Raw genomic sequence first — 18,924 nt, 5'->3', positions numbered from 1 at the left:
TAGGATGGAAACAGAAATAATTAATATTTCTAAAAGTGAAAATAAAGAAGAAATATATAGTAAATTAACTACATATTATAAAGATGGGAAGTTAGTAGCTATTCCAACAGAAACGGTATATGGACTTAGTGCTAATGCTATGGACGATGAAGCGGTAAGTAAAATATATGAAGCTAAAGGACGCCCTAGTGACAATCCATTAATTGTTCATTTTTATGAAATGAACCAATTGGATAGCATAGTCGATTATAACGATGAAAATGTAAAAAAACTAATAAATAATTTTTGGCCAGGACCTATGACGTTAATTTTAAATGCTAAAGATAACAATGGCGTTTCTAAAAAGGTTACTGCAGGATTAAATACATTAGCTGTTAGGATGCCTTCTAATATTACTGCTCGAGAAATATTAAAGGAAACTGAAGTTTTATTAGCAGCACCAAGTGCTAATACAAGTGGTAAACCATCTCCAACAAAATTTGAACATGTTTACCATGATTTGAATGGGAAAATTGATGTAATAATCGAAGATGAGCAATCTGATATTGGTTTGGAAAGTACAGTTATTGATTGTACGAGATATCCTCTTGTTATTGCACGTCCTGGAGAAATTACAAAAGAAGATATAGAAGGTGTACTAGGAGAAGGTAGTGTAAAATATAATGAAGAAATACTAACAAAAAATGAGACTCCTATCGCCCCTGGAATGAAATATAGACATTATTCTCCAGAAGCGGAATTAGTGTTGTTTAATGATTCATTTGAGAAATTAATAAGTATTTTAAAAGAAAGAGATAAAAAAACTGGCTTTATTACATATAAAGAAATGGAATCAGAAGTTGACTTTTTAAATGTTTCTGTAAAATATTTAGCGGATAATGAGAAAAGTGTTGAACAATCTAATAAAAATTTATATAATATTCTAAGGGAGTTTGATGAAGAAGAGGTAGAAGAGATTTTTATACTACCGATTGAAGAGACAAAAGAGAATAAAGCTTTATTAAATAGACTTAATAAAGCAATAAGTAAAAAATAAAATAGGAGATTTGTAATGAAAAAGTTATACGTAGTTATACCTTGTTACAATGAAGAAGAGGTATTAAACGAAACTGCAAAAAGATTAGAAGTTAAAATGAATTCTATGATAGAAGAAGATTTAATTTCAAAAGATAGCCGTGTTGTTTTAGTGAACGATGGTTCAAAAGATAAAACATGGAAGATGATAGAAGAACTTCATAAAAAAAATCCATTATTCAGTGGTATTAACTTAAGTAGAAATAGAGGTCACCAAAATGCTTTATTAGCAGGACTTATGACTGTTAAGGATCACTGTGATGTAAGTATTTCAATGGATGCTGATTTACAAGATGATATTAACGCTATGGATGAAATGATGAAAAAATATCTTGAAGGTGCTGATGTAGTTTACGGTGTTCGTTCAGCAAGAACTACAGATACATTCTTTAAACGTTTCACAGCAGAGGCATTCTATAAAGTAATGGAAAAACTAGGAGCTAATACAGTATTCAACCATGCAGACTATCGTTTAATGAGTAAACGTGCATTAGAAGGATTAGCTCAATTTAAAGAAGTAAACTTATTCCTACGTGGTATTGTTCCTATGATAGGATATCCAAGTGATATTGTAACATACGAACGTGCAGAAAGATTTGCTGGAGAAAGTAAATATCCATTATCTAAGATGTTAGCATTTGCTTTTGAAGGAATTACTTCTTTATCTGTAAAATTAATTAGATTTATTACTATAGGTGGAGCATTGATGATATTTATTGCTGCGATAGTATTCTTCTACACTTTATATAGTTACTTTGCAGGATTTGCAAGACCGGGGTGGTCAAGCTTAATGATATCGATGTGGTTCATCGGTGGAATGATTATGATTTCATTAGGTATTGTAGGTGAATATGTAGGTAAAATTTACTTAGAAACAAAAGGTCGCCCAAGATTCATTGTTGAACAATTCTTAAACGAAGAAAAAAACGAAGAGGAATAATTGGCAATGAATAAGGAAATATTAAATAAATTTTCTAACTTTTTAGTAAAAGTCATAGCTGTGATTTTTATGATGCTTATGGGGATGAATTCACTATTAGTGTTAACAAAAACAGCGATATTTCCGAAAGATTATCAAGAAACTTTATATTATGAAAATGATAGTGCTATACTAAATATTATATTTCTTATAATATTTAGTATAGTTATCTTAATATTAGCAAGATATTTGAAAAAAATAATAAGTGTTCAAAGATTAGTTTTAGTTGTAATGATTTATACATTTATTATTAGTATATTATTTGCGATATTGAGACGTGATTATGTGCAATTTGATCCATTTAATGTAATAGATCAAGCTAATAATTTCATAAGAGAGAACTATAGTGGTCTTGATAAAGGAAATAACTATTTATATATATATTCACACCAAATTACAACAGTATTTCTTTTCCAAATAATACTGTCATTATTTGGTAGAGCAACATTTATTTTATATATAATGCAAAGTTTTTCGATAAGTTATATAATTTTTATGTTATATAAAATATCTAATATAATGTTTGATGATGAAGATACAAACTATTTAGTTATAATTCTTAGTGGACTATGTTTCCCGTTAGTATTTTATGTTGCATTTGTCTACGGATTGCTGCCAGGTATGTTTTTAACATTAGTCGCTTATTATTATTTTATAAAGTATATTAAGTGTAAAAAATGGTATACGTTGGTAATAAGTGCTTTAAGCATTAATATTGCAATTCTATTTATAGGTAATAACTTAATACATATGCTGGCAATATTCTCAGCAGCCATAATTTATCTTATTAGAGTTAGAGATAAAAAAGTTATTGCTTTTATAGTTAGCTGTCTATTTTTAATGAGTGCTTCTAAGAGTCTAATTTATAATTATTATGAAGTTAAGAGTCAAAAGACAATCGCTGAGGGTGTTCCGAAAATTACATGGATAGCGATGGGGATGCAAGAAGGAGATCGTGAAGCAGGTTGGTGGAATAGATTCAATTATGACATAATGCCAGAAGAAGATTATGATGCAAAACGTATAACTGATATTTCAAAAGATTCTATAAAACAAAGAGTAGAGGTATTTAAGAAAAATCCTAGATATGCTGTAGATTTTTATCAAAGAAAGTATGAAAATCAATTTATAGAACCAACATTCCAAAGTTTATTGGTCACAGCACCTCAAAGAAACTTTGATAATGAAACTAAGTTGGAGAAAGTAAAAGACTTTTTTATAAAACAAATTTACTTTGATGGAACTCATGATGTAATTTCATTTATTATGAAGGTATTTCAAGTATTTGTGTATGTATTTTCTGTGGTTTTTGCAGTGAATGTCTATAAAAAGAAAAAAGAAATACTAACGATAATCCCGGTTGCATTTATTGGTGGAACATTATTTCATATGATTTGGGAAGCGAAAAGCAGATATGTATTCCCGTATTTCGTATTTTTAATTCCACTTGCTGCATATGGATTAATAATTGTGCAAAATAAAATAACTGAGTATAAAAAAAATAAAGAGGACAAAGATGAAAAAGGTAATATATAAAGCTTTTGTCATAACATTATTGGGACTAGCTGTATCTACTCCAACGATAAAAGCTAATGATGTTTATGTACCCTTTGGAGAAAAGAAATTTACAGAAATTGAAAATAGTCAAAAAATAGATTTCGATGATCTTAATCTTAAAGAAGCGTTACTAGAATATTATAAGTTTCATATTAATAAAGACTATAAAGGTGAAGAAGTAACGATAGGAATGATGGAACAATTTACAAGTCTATCATTACCCTGGAAAAATATTTTTTCTCTAAAAGGTTTAGAATATGCTGTTAATTTGAAAAATTTAAATCTATCAAATAACTTTATTGAAGATATTACACCTTTAGAAAAACTAGTAGAATTGGAAGATTTAAATCTAACAAATAATAAAATAAAAGATCCAAAGAGTTTAGCGAAATTAACTAAATTAAGACAATTAGTGCTTAGAAAAAATCTAATGAATAACTTAGATTTTCTAAATGATTTAAAAGTAGAATCATTAGATATTTCGATGAATAGTATTTTAAAAGATTATATTCCAAATAATTTGAAACTTGAAAATCTAAGGAGTCTAAATATTTCTGGTATAGGTTTAGACAATATTTCATTTATAAAAAATGCTACAAAACTTGAGAGCTTAGTTGCTGAAGAAAATGCTATTAAGGATATAACGCCATTAACTGAATTAAAATCATTAAGAGTATTGTATTTAGATAGAAATAGTATTAGTGATATTACAGCACTTAAAGATTTATCAAGCTTAGAAGAATTACTATTGTATAAAAACAATATTGAAAATATAGATGCGTTGAAAGATAAAAAGTATTTATATCGATTGATGCTGAACGAAAATATAGGTCTGAGAAATATAGATGCGTTAAAAGATGTACCAAATATTTCTAGTGTAGATATATCTGATACAGCGGTGACTGATATTTCAGCATTAAAGGATGCAAAATATCTTTATTATATAGCTTTAAAAAATACTAAAGTTAGTGAAACTGATATAACTACATTCGAAAAAAATAACTTAGAAGTTAAAAAATCTAATAACATAGATAAGAAACTAGAGGTAGTAAAAACAGAAGCTGCGAAATATTTCAGTGTAAAAAATTATATTTTTATGTTGCTAATATTAATTTTTACTTTTAGTGGTATAAGAAGTTATTGGAAAAAAAATAAATAAAATGAAAAAGATATATGAGTTTCCCCTTGAAATTCATATATCTTTGTGCTAGAATTACATTAATGAAATAAATCAACGTATACTTAGGACAAGATATATATTTAACTTATTTAAGAGAGGGTATGGTGCTGAAAATACCTATAAGCAATATATGTTACTACCTAACTAATAGTATTAACATAGTTAGTGAGCTATATTCACAAAGAGGAAGTAAAATTACTTCGAATTTGGGTGGTACCACGAAAAGATTCGTCCCTTCTTTAGTTTCGGCTAGAGAAGGGGCTTTTTTAATTTCTAAGTAAGTTAGACTAAGTATATAAAAAAGAAGGAGACCTTAATATGGCTAAATTAGTTTTTCCAGATGGAAATGTAAGAGAATATGATAATAAAACACCTTTAGAAATTGCGGAAAGCATCAGTGTTAGTCTTAAGAAAAAAGTTATTTCTGCAAAATTAGATGAGGATTACATCGAAGTTAACAAACCAATAACAAAAGATGGTCATTTAAAACTTATCGTAGCAGATGATGAAGATAAAGATAGTTTATACGTACTACGTCACTCATCAGCTCACGTATTAGCGCAAGCTTTAAGAAGATTATACGGTAAAGATGTGCACTTCGGAGTTGGTCCAGCTATCGATGGTGGATTCTACTATGACTTTGATGCTGAATACAAAGTTTCAGAAGAAGACTTCAAAGCAATCGAAAAAGAAGTTAAGAAAATTATTAGCGAAAATTACGCAATTGAAGGTCGTGAAGTAAGTAAAGAAGAAGCTTTAGAAATTTTCAAAGAAGATCCATATAAAGTAGAATTAATTAATGATCTTCCAGCTGATGAAGTAATTACAGTTTACACACAAGGTGAATTTACTGACCTTTGTCGTGGAGGACATGTAAGTGCAACTTCAAAAATTAAAGAATTTAAATTATTATCTATAGCTGGTGCATACTGGAGAGGTAATAGTGATAATAAAATGTTACAACGTATTTACGGAACAGCTTACTTCACTAAAGATCATATGGAGCAACACTTAGTGAGATTACAAGAAGCACGTGAACGTGATCACAGAAAACTAGGTAAAGAACTAGGAATCTTCACAACAAGTCAAAAAGTTGGTGCTGGATTACCATTATGGTTACCAAATGGTGCTACTATCCGTCGTACAATCGAAAGATATATCGTTGACAAAGAAGTTGAATTAGGATATGACCACGTTTATACTCCGATTATGGGATCTAAAGATTTATATATTACAAGTGGACACTGGGACCACTATCAAGAAGATATGTTCCCACCAATGGAGATGGACCACGAAACAATGGTACTTCGTCCAATGAACTGTCCTCACCACATGATGGTTTATAAAAATGAACGTCACTCATACCGTGAACTTCCAATTCGTATCGCCGAACTTGGAATGATGCACCGTTATGAAGCAAGTGGAGCAGTAAGCGGATTACAACGTGTTCGTGGTATGACTCTAAATGATGCTCATATCTTCGTACGCCCAGACCAACTTAAAGATGAATTCAAACTTACAGTAGGACTTATCGAAGAAGCATACAAAGATTTAGGTATTAAAAACTTCAGTTACCGTCTATCTTACAGAGATCCAGAAAACACTGAAAAATATTTCGACGATGATGCAATGTGGAACAATGCTCAACAAATGTTAAAAGAAACTGCCGATGAATTAGGTTTAGACTATGTTGAAGCTGAAGGAGAAGCAGCATTCTACGGACCAAAACTTGACGTTCAAGTAGAAACAGCAATCGGAAAACAAGAAACATTATCTACAATTCAATTAGACTTCTTATTACCAGAAAGATTCGAACTAGAATACATTGGTGAAGATGGAAAAGCTCACCGTCCAGTAGTTATCCACCGTGGTATTGTATCAACAATGGAAAGAATGGTTGCCTTCTTATTAGAAGAGTACAAAGGGGACTTACCAACATGGTTATCACCAAACCAAGTACGTATTATTCCAGTAAACAACGATTACCACTATGACTATTCTAAAGAAATCATGCAAGAACTTAAAAAAGCTGGTGTTAAAGTAGCTATCGATGATAGAGACGAAAAATTAGGATATAAAATCCGTGAAGCAGCAAGCAAAAAAATTCCATATACTTTAGTAATTGGAGATAAAGAAGTTGAAAACAGAAATGTTAACGTAAGAACATTTGGTTCACACGATCAAAAAGAAGAAAGCTTTGCTGAATTTAAAGAAAATATCTTAAGAGAAATTAACGAAAGATTAATCGAGAAAAACGCATAGTAAAATAAAAAGAGAAGGGGTGGAAGTTCATCCCTTCTTATAATAAGGAGAGATATAATGTTAACTCAATTAACAAAAAATGTAAAAAAAGGTCAAGTTAGAGTGAAAATTAAAACTACTCATGGAGATATGACTTTCAAATTATTTGAAAAAGATATTCCAAAAGCAGTAGAGAACTTTTTAACTCATGCTAAAAATGGATACTATAAAGGTATTATTTTCCACCGTGTAATTAAAGACTTTATGATTCAAGGTGGAGATCCAACTGGAACAGGTATGGGAGGAGAATCAATTTGGGGACGTAGTTTCGAAGATGAATTCTCAATGGATTATTTCCACTTCTATGGTGCGTTAAGTATGGCGAATGCTGGACCAAACACAAATGGAAGTCAATTCTTTATAGTTCAAAATTCTCATGTAGATGCTAGAACTTTACAAGCGCTTGAACAAGGTGGATGGCCAAAAGAGGCTGTTGAAGGTTATGCTAAACTAGGAGGAACTCCTCACTTAGATCACCGTCACACAGTGTTTGGACAACTTATTGCAGGTGCGAGAACTTTAGAAAAAATTGCAGCCGTAAAAACTGGAGCACAAGATAAACCAGTTGAAGAAGTTGTAATACTTGATGTAGAAGTTAAATAATTATAAAACGCAAGGTTAATAGATTTAATCTTGCGTTTTTATATATTGTAGTAGAAAAAAATCATTATATAATTTTAGAATTTAGATAATAAAAATTAATATAAACTAAAGAACAGAGGAAACTTTTTTCCAATAATAAAATATTATTAATTATTTTAAATTTCTTCTCGAAAAAAATAAAAAAAAACACTTTCAAATTGACTATTCATGTGATATAATTATGAAAGTTTGAATATAAAAAAAGGAGAAAAAGAATGGCAGAAAAAACAAGAGTAAAACCAATTCTTGATGTTCATGAAAAGCCTAACTTAGCTCTATGGGTAACGTTAAGCTTACAACACTTATTCGCAATGTTTGGAGCGACTGTGTTAGTACCAATTTTAACAGGATTACCAGCAAGTACAGCTTTAACAACATCAGGTATTGGAACACTTACGTATTTATTAATAACTAGAGGTAAAATTCCTGCATACTTAGGATCTTCATTTGCCTTTATTAATCCTATTATTGTATTATCAACAACACACAATGTTGAAACAGCAATGCTTGGTGCATTTTTAGCCAGCTTAGTTTATGGAGTTGTAGCAATGTTAATTTACAAATTTGGTGTAAATTGGTTGCTTAAACTTTTACCACCGGTAGTAGTTGGACCTATTATCATTGTTATTGGACTTGGAATTGCTCCTACAGCAATTAACATGGCGATGTATAAAACAGTAGATGGAGCTAAAGTTTATGATTTGAAATACTTCTTAGTAGCTCTTATCACATTAGCAGCAACTATTTTCTGTTGCGTAGCTTTAAGAGGATTTGCTAAACAAATTCCTGTATTATTAGGAATTGTTTTTGGTTACATCGTAGCAGTATTCGCAGGATTAGTAGATTTCCAACCAGTTATCGATGCCCCTTGGTTTAGTTTACCGAAGTTCACAATTCCTTTTGTGACATATACACCACATTGGAATGTAGCAGCATTAGCAATGGTACCTATCGCGATAGTAACTATTAACGAACACATCGGTCACCAAATGGTATTATCTGAAGTAGTAGGAAGAAACTTCCTAAAAGATCCAGGATTACACCGTTCAATTTTAGCAGATGGAACAGCGATGATGTTTGCATCACTTTTAGGTGGGCCGCCAAGTACAACATACGGTGAAAACATTGGGGTTCTTGCTATTACACGTATCTTCTCTGTATTCGTGTTAGGAGGAGCAGCGGTATTCGCACTTATCTTAAGTTTTGTAGGTAAGTTCTCAGCTCTAATTTCTACGATTCCATCACCAGTTATGGGTGGTGTATCGATTTTACTATTCGGTATTATCGCTTCAAGTGGACTTAGAATGTTAGTAGATGAAAAAGTAGACTTAAGTATTAACAGAAACTTAGTAATTTCATCAGTAATCATCGTTTTAGGAGTAGGAGGAGCAATGCTTAAATTCGAAAGCATTAACTTCGAACTTCCAGCAATGGCACTTGCGGCTATCAGCGGTGTGCTATTAAATGCATTTTTACCAAAAGAAGATAAAAAATAGTATTTAACAAAATAGCTAGTAACTTTTAAAACAAGTTACTAGCTATTTTTTGTTTTGAAACATAGTCTAATAAATAATAGGACTTCGTTATAGATGGGATTATAGAATATTATCTTTCTCTGTTAAATTAGAAAAACTAGGTAATTTCCTAATATTATTATTGAATAACCAAAATAGAAATATACTTAAAATTAACAACGAAGTAAAAACTATAATAATCTTAGTATTGAATTTTATACTTAATATTCCAGCTACTAGAGCGCCTAGAGGACTAAAAGCTATTGATAAGCCAATCATGGTAGACATAGCAACATCTAATTTATCTTTATTTACAATGCATTGAATCATTGTTTGAGAATATGTATTCAAAATCCCTATAAGAATCCAACCAATTAGAAATAGTAAAAAATTGATTATTTTGTTTGTAATGGAATTATTGTTAAGAATGCTAAGTGCTCCCCAAGAAACAGCGACACCAAATGCAAATGTAATATATAATGTACCTAACTTTATGTTTTGTAATATTTTCTTGTTAGAAAGAAAGGCTCCTATTAAGATACCAAGTCCAGAGGCACTAAGTAAAATTCCATAAAAATAGCTAGTTTCTGAATACTCAGGAAGTACCGTTAGTAAAGAGCTGGTAGAAAAATTAATTATTATTATTCCAATTAACAATGGTTTTAATAGAGGGGCATTCCAGATTTTTATACCATTACTTAATTTTGAAAGATAGTTTTCTTGTGTGGAATTAGTAGTTTTTTCATTTTTAGATAAGTCGTCTGATAGAAAAATAAATAATATACTATTAACAAAAAAAGTAAAACTATTTATGATGAAAGCAAATATTGTTCCAAAAACTGTAATAATAAATCCACCTATTGAATTAAAGAGAGCGTCACTCCCTTGATAAGCTATGGAAAATAATGAATTTGCTTTAACTAACTCTTGTTGTTTAACTATTTTTGGAAGTAAACTAAGTTGAATAGGATAAACTATTTGATTAATGAAACTAATACAAACGATAAAAATTATTAGTATAGTAATATGTAGTTTATCAATGAAGATTAGATAGGTAATAACTAGTAATATTATCGCTTGAAGTAACTGTGAAATAATTAGAAAATACTTCACATTAAATTTGCTAATTATTGGCGAAATAAATATTTGTAATATAGCGGTAAATGAGATTAAAAACAAGGTAATACCACTATAAAAAGTAGATTTAGTTAAAGAGTAGATTAAAGTTAAAGCAGCTATTGAATATATGCTATCGCCAAAGTTAGTGATTAATCTACCGAATAGTAAAATTGAAAAGTTTTTATTTTTAAACATTGAGTACACATCCTTTGTGAAAATTTTAACGATAAAAAATATTTGACCGTTAATACATTTTTTTACAGCTCTTAGCGAGCTGTAGAAATAATACTAATACTAACACTATTTTTATTTTTTGAGGAGAATTTTTTTTCTAGTATTTTAATTTCATTCCAGAAATCTTTCACATCTTCTTTATTTACATTAAAATTAACTGAAGTATTGTTAAATAAGTCGTTAAAGATACTAGGTGAAGGTACGAATGCTTGTGCTGTTGGTAGATAATATTTTTGGACTATTCCATTTATTGAATCTGTATCTACTACTTCGATAAAATTATTTTCCTCTAGAATATTAAGATGATAGTGTATTTTAGTTCTATTAATTTTTAAAAGTTTTGCAAGTTGTCTTGAGTTTTTTTTTTTCCGTACCGAGTGTTGTAAGAATACTGATTCTTAAAGGATCAGAAATAATCTTTAGTTTCTCGATATCTGTAATATATTGTATATTTTTGATAATAATCATCCCTTTCTTACCAATATTATACAACTAATGAGTTATACTGTCAATTTATTTTGAACGTTATAAAAAATATTATTCTTAAACTTTATTAAATTTAATGGAGTTTAGTTAAACAATAGTTTGACTCACTCTTTTTATTTTGATATAATTTACTAGGTATAATATTAGTAACAATTTACTAAAATTACAAATTAGAAATAAAAAATTTAAGGAGAATGAAATTGAAAAAACTATCAGCAATTTTATTAGGTTTGCTTGGAGTAGTTACACTATCGGGATGTTCAGCATATGATAGATCTGGAACATTTTATGAAACGTTTGTAAAACCGATGGATATATTCTTAGCGAAAATTCACGAATATACTGGAAGTTGGGGTTGGTCAATTGTAATTATTACATTAATTATTAGATTACTAGTACTTCCGTTTATGTTAAACAACTATAAAGTACAAAATAAAGCGAGAAAAGGACAAGAATTAGCTCGTCCAGAATTAGAAGTAGTTCAGAAGAAGCAAAAAGCTGCTAAAGAAAAAGAAGCTAGAGCAATTTCTAATGAAGAGAAAATGCAAGCTCGTAGTGAACTTATGGAATTACAAAGAGAACAAATGGCTATCATGAAAAAATATGATGCAATGCCATTAAGTTTAGGTGGATGTTTACCAATGCTTATTCCACTTCCATTCTTAACTGGATTGTTCTATACGTTATCTAATCCATTATACTCTGCTGGAATTATTGATTCTACATTCCTTGGAGTATTCAGTCTTGGTACTCGTTCATATACATTACCATTAATCGCGTTTGCTGTATATGCTATCCAAACAAAATTACAAATGAGTCTAATGCCGACACCAACTCAACCAGGTCAAGAGCAAATGCAAAGTCAAATGCAAATGATGCAATGGTTATCACCGATAATGATTACAGGGTTCTCATTCATCGTAGCTGGAGCAGTTGCCGTGTATTATATCGTGGGGGGGATATTCATGATTTTCCAAACATACCTAGGACATGCATTATATCCACCATATAAACCAGAAAAGCAAAAGAAACAAACGTTTGATCCGGAAAAAGTTACATTAGTTTCTAACAAGAAAAAACGTAAATAATTAAACGAGGTCAGTGAACTTTAGAAATATAGTTTACTGACCTAGTTTTTTTGAAAAAAAAGTAAGAAAAGTTATCAATATAGTTGACGTTAGGGTATATATGTGTTAGAATTGAATTGTTGTGTAGCTCCTAAAATAGCTACTACAACCGCACGTATAAGGTAAACAAGAGAGAAATCCACCTTATATGGCGAGTCTTAGTAAAAAATATTTAAGGAGGTGCAGATATGTACGCAGTAATTAAAACAGGTGGGAAACAACTACGTGTTGAAGAAGGACAAACAATCTTAGTTGAGAAATTAGCAGCTGAAGTTGATTCTACAGTTACTTTTGACGAAGTAGTATTAGTAGGTGGAGAAACAACAAAAGTTGGTGCTCCTTTAGTAGCTGGTGCGACAGTAACAGCTAAAGTAGTTGCTCAAGGTAAAGGTAAAAAAATCACAGTATTTAAATACAAACCTAAAAAGAACAATCACCGTAAATTAGGTCATCGTCAACCTTTCACTAAATTAGTAGTTGAAAAAATTAACGCTTAATCATGATTAAGGTGGAAATCATAAAAGAAGTTGAAGTTATTAAACAAGTAACAGTTGATGGACATGCTGATTATGCAGAACATGGTTCTGATATAGTTTGTGCAGGTGCTTCTGCTGTAGTATTCGGTTTAATAAATGCAGTAGATGCACTAGATGAAGATGTTCAATTTGACATTTCAGCTAATGAGGATGTAACTGGACATTTAACATATAGATCGTTAAAATCTACTGATAAAGAACAACTTCTACTAAATGCAATGTTAGTTGCATTAAAAACAATTGAAGAAAATTATTCAGATTATATAACTATTGAAGTAAGAGAGGTGAAATTGACATGATGTTACAATTAAATTTACAATTCTTCGCATCTAAAAAAGGGGTAGGTTCTACTAAAAACGGACGTGACTCTGAATCAAAACGTTTAGGTGCTAAAAGAGCTGACGGTCAGTACGTAACTGCAGGTTCTATCTTATACAGACAACGTGGGACAAAAATTTGGCCAGGAACTAACGTAGGAAAAGGTGGAGATGATACATTATTCTCACTAGTTGACGGAGTTGTGCGTTTCGAAAGATACGGACGTAGCCGTAAAAAAGTTTCTGTTTATCCACAAGCTTAATAAGCACGAAAAAGGTATTTACAAATTTGTAGATACCTTTTTTATTTTTGAAAAATATTAATGTGTTATTAACAAATTTTATGTAATTAATGTAAGAATTTGTAATAATATTTTAATATTTCTAGTTTTAGATTTTTGTTGTACTTTTAAAATTTATATGGTAAAATTTATTTGTGTGTTTAAAGATACACGCAACATATACTAGGAGGACAAAAAAGTGTCAGCACTTTGGCAAGAAATTTTATTTTCTTTTTTAGGAGGTCTGGGATTATTCCTATTCAGTATTAAGTACATGGGGGACGGACTTCAATTAATAGCCGGGGAGAAAATGCGATATGTTTTAGATAAATACACATCTAAACCACTTATGGCTGTCTTAGCCGGGATTATTGTTACGATACTTATTCAATCAAGTACAGGAACTATCGTAATTACTATCAGTTTAGTAGGAGCAGGATTATTAAAAACGAAACAAGCAATTGCTATTGTTATGGGTTCTAATATCGGAACTACATTAACATCGTTCATTATCGGGTTTAATATTTCTAAATATGCACTTCCTTTAATTTTCTTAGGAGCAGCGTTTTTATTCTTTACTCGTGCTAAATTAGTAAATAATATAGGTCGTGTAATATTTGGTTTTGGTGGAATTTTTTATGCACTTAAAATGATGGCTACAGCTATGGGGCCTATGAAAGATATGTCTTGGTTCCAAAATGTATTAGAGCATATTAATGATAGTGCAGTAGTTGGGGTAGGAGTAGGTACATTCTTAACAGTATTAATTCAATCTTCTGCAGCAACTATAGCTATTTTACAAAACTTATACGCAGATGGAGCTTTAAGTTTAACAGGTGCTCTACCTGTGTTATTCGGGGATAATATCGGAACAGCGATTACGACTGCAGCATTAGCGATGATAGGAAGTAATATTGCAGCAAAACGTGTTGCTGCATCACACGTATTGTTTAATGTTATCGGTACTATAATCTGTTTAATTGCTTTAGTTCCTTACGGAGCATTTATTCAGTATTTAGAAACTACGTTAGGTCTAGAACCTAAGATGACAATTGCATCAGCACATGGTACATTTAACATACTAAATACAATATTACAATTCCCATTTATTAGTTTATTAGTTGTCGTAGTAACGAAACTTATTCCGGGAGAAGATGAACAAATCAAATACAGTACACAATACCTTGACAAATCACTTATTACAAGTGCGCCAGCAGTAGCTTTAGGTCAAGTTCAAAAAGAATTTGTAGAAATGTTAATATTATCTAAGAAAAGTTTACGCAACTCTGTAGAGTACTTCATGAATCGTGAAGAGCAACTACGAGAAAAAGGTGAAACTTACGAAGATGCGATAAATAATTTTGATGAACAAATGACTGATTACCTAACTTTATTATTTAGGGAAAAATTAAGTCCTAAAGAAGGTCTAATTGCTTCAACATTATTAGATGGAACTCGTGATGTTGAAAGAATCGGTGACCACGCTAGAGATATTGTTTTATCAGTAGATTATCAAATTAGAAAAAAATTGAAATTCTCTGATGGTGCAAAAGAAGAAGTACAAGAGATGTTTGATCTTTGTAATGATATAATTTTAAAAACTATTAAATCATTAGAAGAAAACAATATAGCTTTAGCTGGAGCTGCGTTAGCGGCATGTGAAAACATATATGCACTTGAGAAAGCTGCCCGTAAAAAACATACTCAACGTATGAAAGATGGGGATTGTGAAATCCCAGCTGGAGTAGTTTATATGGACTTAATTCAACACTTTACTCGTGTTTGTGAGCACACAAGAAACATTCTTGAAAAAGAAATTCAAGGTCATATGTAATCATGTCTAATAAACAAAAAATACTTATAATTCTATTTATTATTATGTTATTAATAATATTAGTTTTATATAAATTATATCAAATACAATTAGGATAAAAATTATAAACGAAAATGTAGAGAAATCAATGTTATTTCTACTATGTTTTCGTTTTTTTCTTTGTAAATGCTAGTATTCGTGATATAATAAGGTAGTCGATTTATATAAAGTTTAAGAAAAATATTGAAAGGAAATAAACATGTTTCAAGATAAAAAAGTTTATACAACGCAATGGGCTGGAAAAACATTAACAGTTGAATTAGGTGAAATGGCTCGCCAAGCTAATGCAGCAGTAGTAGTAAAATATGGAGATACTGTTGTATTAACAACTGCAGTTGCTTCAAAAGAAGCAAAAGATGTAGATTTCTTCCCGCTAACAGTTAACTATGAAGAAAAAATGTACGCAGTAGGGAAAATACCAGGAGGATTCTTACGTAGAGAAGGACGTCCAGGAACTGAAGCTACTCTAGCTGCTCGTCTTATCGATAGACCGATTAGACCATTATTCGAAGATGGATTCAGAAATGAAGTACAAGTTATTTCAACTGTATTATCAGTTGAATATGATTGTGATCCGGTAATGGCAGCAATGCTAGGAAGCTCACTATCATTATCAGTATCAAATATTCCATTCAAAGGACCAATTGCTGGTGTTACTGTAGGATATGTTGATGGAGAATACGTAATTAACCCAACAGTTGAACAAATGGAACGTTCTACAGTTGACTTAAAAGTTGCTGGAACAATTGATGCTATTAACATGGTTGAAGCAGGTGCAAAAGAAGTGTCTGAAGAAATTATGTTAAATGCAATTATGTTCGGACACGAAGAAATCAAACGCTTAATTTCATTCCAACAACAAATTGTTGATGAAATTGGTCAAGAAAAAATGGCTGTTGAATTAAAAGTTATTGATGAAACAATCTATAACGAAGTTCTTTCAATGGCATTATCTCAAATGAAAGAAGCTATTGCTATTAAAGACAAACAAGAACGTGATGAAGCTATTTCAGCTGTTAAAGAAAAAGTTCTTGAAGTATTTGAAGAAAAAGCAACTGATGAAGATGAACTTGATATTGTAAAAGAAGCAAAATTATCACTAGATAAAATTGTAAAAGATGAAGTTCGTCGTGAAATCACTGAAGATAAAATCAGACCAGATGGACGTGCTTTAACAGAAATTAGACCATTAGCTTCAAGAGTTGATGTATTACCAAGAACGCATGGATCTGCACTATTCACTCGTGGACAAACTCAGTCTTTAGGTGTTGTAACATTAGGTAACTTATCAGATGAACAAATCATTGATGATTTAACTCAAGAAGAAAACAAAAGATTTATGTTACACTATAATTTCCCAGCATTCTCAGTTGGTGAAGTTGGATTTAGTCGTGCGCCAGGACGTCGTGAAATTGGTCACGGTGCATTAGGTGAGCGTGCATTAGCACAAGTAATCCCATCTAAAGAAGATTTCCCATATACAATCCGTATTGTATCAGAAATTTTAGAATCTAATGGATCAAGTTCACAAGCTACAATTTGTTCTGGATCAATGGCTCTTATGGCAGCAGGAGTTCCAATTAAAGCTCAAGTAGCTGGTATTGCAATGGGATTAGTTAAAAAAGATGAACACTATACTATTTTAACTGATATTCAAGGTATGGAAGATCACCTTGGGGATATGGACTTCAAAGTTGCAGGTACATCTGAAGGTATTACAGCTCTTCAAATGGATATTAAAATTGATGGTTTAAGTGAACAAATCTTAAAAGAATCATTAGAACAAGCACGTGTTGGTAGATTACAAATTTTAGAGCATATGAACAGTATTATCTCTGAACCTCGCCAAGAAGTTTCTACATTTGCACCGAAAATTAAAATCATTAAAATTAAACCTGAAAAAATTAAAGATGTTATTGGTTCAGGGGGTAAAGTTATCAATGAAATCATTGAAAAAACTGGTGTTAAAATTGATATCGAACAAAATGGAGATGTATTTATCTCTTCACCTGAAATCGAAGGAATTAATAAAGCTATCGAAATTATCGAAAACATCACACGTGAAGCAGAAGTTGGTGAAATCTATCTTGCTGAAGTTAAACGTATTGAAAAATTTGGTGCATTCGTTGAATTATTCCCAGGAGTAGATGCTTTAGTACATATTTCTAAATTAGCTGAAGAAAGAGTAAATAAAGTTGAAGATGTTGTAAAAGTTGGAGACACTCTTAAAGTTAAAGTAATTAAAATTGATGAGAAAGGTCGCGTAGACGCAGCAGCTCATTTCTAGGAGAAACTTATGGAGTTATTTGAAAAAGAAAGACGTGGAATCTATGTCTATTTTAAAAGTTTTAAAGACTTAAATAAATTAGAAAAATATGGGAACTTTATTTCTTATTCTAAAAGAGGTAGGTATGCATGCATTTATGTGGATGAAACTAGAATAGAAAGTATTGTAGCAGACCTTAAGAAGAAGAAATTCGTAAAAAAAGTAGAATTATCAGAAATGTCAAATTTACATTTATGTTTTGAGCATTTAGATAGTAATTTACAAACAAAACAATAATATTATAATAAGGGGGAGGCGAAAGCCATATTCTCCCTTATTTTAAAGAAATCATTAATAAGTAATATATTATATATTTATTGTGAGGAAACATGAGAGTTATAGCAGGAAAATATAGATCTATAAAATTAAATGCTGTTGACGGTATGAATACAAGGCCAACGACAGATAAAATAAAAGAAAATTTATTTAATATGATAGATTGCTATGATTGTAAAGTACTAGATCTTTTCGGTGGAACTGGTGGTTTAGGAATTGAGGCTTTAAGTCGTGGTGCTAAACATGCTACTTTCATTGACGGTAGTAATAATGCGATTAAGGTTATTAAAAGTAATATTGAAAAATGTAGAATTAGTAATGATGATTATTCTTTATATAGAAATGATTTCAAACGTGCTTTGAAGATTTTCGGGAAGAAGGAAGAAAAATTTGATTTGATTTTTCTTGATCCACCATATGATAAAGGATTAATAGATGATGCATTGAAAAATATTTTTGATAATCAATTATGTCATGATGGTGCTTTAATTGTCTGTGAGAAGAGTAATACAGAAGAAATCACCATTATAAATGAAAATATCGAAGTAATAAAAGAAAAACAGTATGGAATTACAGACATAGTAATTTTTGAATATATGGAGAAATAAAATGAAAAGAAAAATAGCGATTGTACCTGGTAGTTTTGATCCTATTACCTATGGGCATATTGATATAATAAACAGAAGTGCTAAATTATTTGATGAAGTAATAGTAGCTATTTTGGTAAATCCTGACAAGAAATATTTATTTTCACTTGATGAGAGAGTGGAGATGATAAATGAAACAATTAAAGAAATTCCAAACGTTAAGGTTGATTCATTCTCAGGATTATTAGTAAATTATGCAAAGCAGGTAGGCTCAAATGTCATTGTTAGAGGATTAAGGGCGGTATCTGATTTTGAGTATGAGATGCAGTTAACGTTTATGAATAAGGCGTTAGACGAAAATATTGAAACATTTTATATGATGGCTAATAAACAATATTCATTTATTAGTTCTAGTATTGTAAAAGGTGTTTCAGGTTTTGGTGCAGATTTGTCGAAATTTGTACCTAAACATGTTGAAGAACGCTTAGAAAAAAAGACGAAAGAGAGAGGATAAA

General features: G+C 30.6%; 18 protein-coding genes and 1 other annotated feature. Of the genes, 16 read left to right on the top strand and 2 right to left on the bottom strand.

Translation table 11 applies throughout. The annotated features are described in order from the left end of the window. Window positions 1–4: 4 nt before the first annotated feature. From PNO30_RS08010 to PNO30_RS07980, 7 genes are all read left to right on the top strand, one after another. A complete protein-coding gene (locus tag PNO30_RS08010; RefSeq protein WP_271987904.1) occupies window positions 5–1,036 on the top strand; it encodes an L-threonylcarbamoyladenylate synthase in 1,032 nt (343 codons plus the stop codon). A 15-nt stretch (window positions 1,037–1,051) separates the two neighbouring features. Further along, window positions 1,052–2,014, top strand: a complete 963-nt coding sequence (locus tag PNO30_RS08005; RefSeq protein WP_048803463.1) for a glycosyltransferase family 2 protein — start codon at window positions 1,052–1,054, stop codon at window positions 2,012–2,014. Between the two features lie 6 nt (window positions 2,015–2,020). Then, on the top strand, window positions 2,021–3,589 hold the full coding sequence (locus PNO30_RS08000) for a hypothetical protein (protein WP_271987902.1): 1,569 nt from the start codon (window positions 2,021–2,023) through the stop codon (window positions 3,587–3,589). After that, window positions 3,570–4,769, top strand: a complete 1,200-nt coding sequence (locus PNO30_RS07995) for a leucine-rich repeat domain-containing protein (RefSeq protein WP_271987900.1) — start codon at window positions 3,570–3,572, stop codon at window positions 4,767–4,769. The genes PNO30_RS08000 and PNO30_RS07995 overlap by 20 nt, the downstream gene beginning before the upstream one ends. Before the next feature lie 339 nt (window positions 4,770–5,108). Then, on the top strand, window positions 5,109–7,052 hold the full coding sequence (thrS, locus tag PNO30_RS07990) for a threonine--tRNA ligase (protein WP_271987898.1): 1,944 nt from the start codon (window positions 5,109–5,111) through the stop codon (window positions 7,050–7,052). Window positions 7,053–7,109: 57 nt separating this feature from the next. Further along, window positions 7,110–7,694 carry a peptidylprolyl isomerase gene (locus tag PNO30_RS07985; protein ID WP_271987896.1) on the top strand — a complete coding sequence of 195 codons (585 nt, stop codon included), beginning with the start codon at window positions 7,110–7,112 and terminating at the stop codon, window positions 7,692–7,694. Window positions 7,695–7,948: 254 nt separating this feature from the next. After that, window positions 7,949–9,229, top strand: coding sequence for a solute carrier family 23 protein (locus PNO30_RS07980; protein ID WP_271965010.1), 1,281 nt, complete (start codon window positions 7,949–7,951; stop codon window positions 9,227–9,229). A 99-nt stretch (window positions 9,230–9,328) separates the two neighbouring features. On the opposite strand, the gene PNO30_RS07975 is transcribed toward PNO30_RS07980, so the two are convergent. Together PNO30_RS07975 and PNO30_RS07970 are read right to left on the bottom strand one after the other, a co-directional pair. Continuing rightward, window positions 9,329–10,561 carry an MFS transporter gene (locus PNO30_RS07975; protein ID WP_271987894.1) on the bottom strand — a complete coding sequence of 411 codons (1,233 nt, stop codon included), beginning with the start codon at window positions 10,559–10,561 and terminating at the stop codon, window positions 9,329–9,331. A 71-nt stretch (window positions 10,562–10,632) separates the two neighbouring features. Beyond that, window positions 10,633–10,929, bottom strand: coding sequence for a hypothetical protein (locus tag PNO30_RS07970; protein WP_271987937.1), 297 nt, complete (start codon window positions 10,927–10,929; stop codon window positions 10,633–10,635). A gap of 351 nt (window positions 10,930–11,280) precedes the next feature. On the opposite strand from PNO30_RS07970, the gene PNO30_RS07965 reads away from it, so the two are divergent. The 9 genes from PNO30_RS07965 to coaD all read left to right on the top strand — a co-directional run bounded on the left by PNO30_RS07965 (window position 11,281) and on the right by coaD (window position 18,923). Further along, a complete protein-coding gene (locus PNO30_RS07965) occupies window positions 11,281–12,174 on the top strand; it encodes a YidC/Oxa1 family membrane protein insertase (RefSeq protein WP_271965013.1) in 894 nt (297 codons plus the stop codon). A gap of 136 nt (window positions 12,175–12,310) precedes the next feature. Then, window positions 12,311–12,382: a sequence feature (ribosomal protein L21 leader region), on the top strand. Window positions 12,383–12,401: 19 nt separating this feature from the next. After that, the gene (gene rplU / locus PNO30_RS07960) at window positions 12,402–12,710 is read left to right on the top strand and encodes a 50S ribosomal protein L21 (RefSeq protein ID WP_003144981.1); all 309 of its coding nucleotides are present in this window, start codon (window positions 12,402–12,404) and stop codon (window positions 12,708–12,710) included. Window positions 12,711–12,712: 2 nt separating this feature from the next. Continuing rightward, window positions 12,713–13,048, top strand: coding sequence for a ribosomal-processing cysteine protease Prp (locus PNO30_RS07955; protein ID WP_271965014.1), 336 nt, complete (start codon window positions 12,713–12,715; stop codon window positions 13,046–13,048). After that, entirely contained in the window at window positions 13,048–13,329 is a 282-nt protein-coding gene (rpmA, locus tag PNO30_RS07950) for a 50S ribosomal protein L27 (RefSeq protein WP_003145565.1), read from the top strand. Before PNO30_RS07955 ends, rpmA begins: the two co-directional genes overlap by 1 nt. A 217-nt stretch (window positions 13,330–13,546) precedes the next feature. Next, window positions 13,547–15,181: a Na/Pi cotransporter family protein gene (locus tag PNO30_RS07945; RefSeq protein ID WP_271965015.1), complete on the top strand. Its 1,635-nt coding sequence runs from the start codon at window positions 13,547–13,549 to the stop codon at window positions 15,179–15,181. 238 nt (window positions 15,182–15,419) lie between these two features. Beyond that, window positions 15,420–17,507 carry a polyribonucleotide nucleotidyltransferase gene (gene pnp / locus PNO30_RS07940; RefSeq protein ID WP_271965016.1) on the top strand — a complete coding sequence of 696 codons (2,088 nt, stop codon included), beginning with the start codon at window positions 15,420–15,422 and terminating at the stop codon, window positions 17,505–17,507. Between the two features lie 9 nt (window positions 17,508–17,516). After that, complete coding sequence (locus tag PNO30_RS07935) at window positions 17,517–17,783, top strand: DUF2129 domain-containing protein (RefSeq protein ID WP_003146512.1); 267 nt, start codon at window positions 17,517–17,519, stop codon at window positions 17,781–17,783. 92 nt (window positions 17,784–17,875) lie between these two features. After that, window positions 17,876–18,430: a 16S rRNA (guanine(966)-N(2))-methyltransferase RsmD gene (gene rsmD / locus PNO30_RS07930; protein WP_271987892.1), complete on the top strand. Its 555-nt coding sequence runs from the start codon at window positions 17,876–17,878 to the stop codon at window positions 18,428–18,430. Between the two features lies 1 nt (window position 18,431). Further along, window positions 18,432–18,923, top strand: a complete 492-nt coding sequence (coaD, locus tag PNO30_RS07925) for a pantetheine-phosphate adenylyltransferase (protein WP_271987890.1) — start codon at window positions 18,432–18,434, stop codon at window positions 18,921–18,923. Window position 18,924 lies beyond the last annotated feature (1 nt).

It is taken from the genome of Gemella haemolysans, assembly GCF_028308085.1.
Taxonomy (GTDB): domain Bacteria; phylum Bacillota; class Bacilli; order Staphylococcales; family Gemellaceae; genus Gemella; species Gemella haemolysans_D.
Note: the sequence above shows the minus strand (reverse complement) of the source record. Positions and strands in the feature narration are given on the sequence as shown.

Coding starts and splice junctions, on each gene's coding strand:
- PNO30_RS08010 (WP_271987904.1), top strand. CDS start 5: ATGGAAACAGAAATAATTAATATTTCTAAAAGTGAAAATAAAGAAGAA.
- PNO30_RS08005 (WP_048803463.1), top strand. CDS start 1,052: ATGAAAAAGTTATACGTAGTTATACCTTGTTACAATGAAGAAGAGGTA.
- PNO30_RS08000 (WP_271987902.1), top strand. CDS start 2,021: ATGAATAAGGAAATATTAAATAAATTTTCTAACTTTTTAGTAAAAGTC.
- PNO30_RS07995 (WP_271987900.1), top strand. CDS start 3,570: ATGAAAAAGGTAATATATAAAGCTTTTGTCATAACATTATTGGGACTA.
- thrS (WP_271987898.1), top strand. CDS start 5,109: ATGGCTAAATTAGTTTTTCCAGATGGAAATGTAAGAGAATATGATAAT.
- PNO30_RS07985 (WP_271987896.1), top strand. CDS start 7,110: ATGTTAACTCAATTAACAAAAAATGTAAAAAAAGGTCAAGTTAGAGTG.
- PNO30_RS07980 (WP_271965010.1), top strand. CDS start 7,949: ATGGCAGAAAAAACAAGAGTAAAACCAATTCTTGATGTTCATGAAAAG.
- PNO30_RS07975 (WP_271987894.1), bottom strand. CDS start 10,561: ATGTTTAAAAATAAAAACTTTTCAATTTTACTATTCGGTAGATTAATC.
- PNO30_RS07965 (WP_271965013.1), top strand. CDS start 11,281: ATGAAATTGAAAAAACTATCAGCAATTTTATTAGGTTTGCTTGGAGTA.
- rplU (WP_003144981.1), top strand. CDS start 12,402: ATGTACGCAGTAATTAAAACAGGTGGGAAACAACTACGTGTTGAAGAA.
- PNO30_RS07955 (WP_271965014.1), top strand. CDS start 12,713: ATGATTAAGGTGGAAATCATAAAAGAAGTTGAAGTTATTAAACAAGTA.
- rpmA (WP_003145565.1), top strand. CDS start 13,048: ATGTTACAATTAAATTTACAATTCTTCGCATCTAAAAAAGGGGTAGGT.
- pnp (WP_271965016.1), top strand. CDS start 15,420: ATGTTTCAAGATAAAAAAGTTTATACAACGCAATGGGCTGGAAAAACA.
- PNO30_RS07935 (WP_003146512.1), top strand. CDS start 17,517: ATGGAGTTATTTGAAAAAGAAAGACGTGGAATCTATGTCTATTTTAAA.
- rsmD (WP_271987892.1), top strand. CDS start 17,876: ATGAGAGTTATAGCAGGAAAATATAGATCTATAAAATTAAATGCTGTT.
- coaD (WP_271987890.1), top strand. CDS start 18,432: ATGAAAAGAAAAATAGCGATTGTACCTGGTAGTTTTGATCCTATTACC.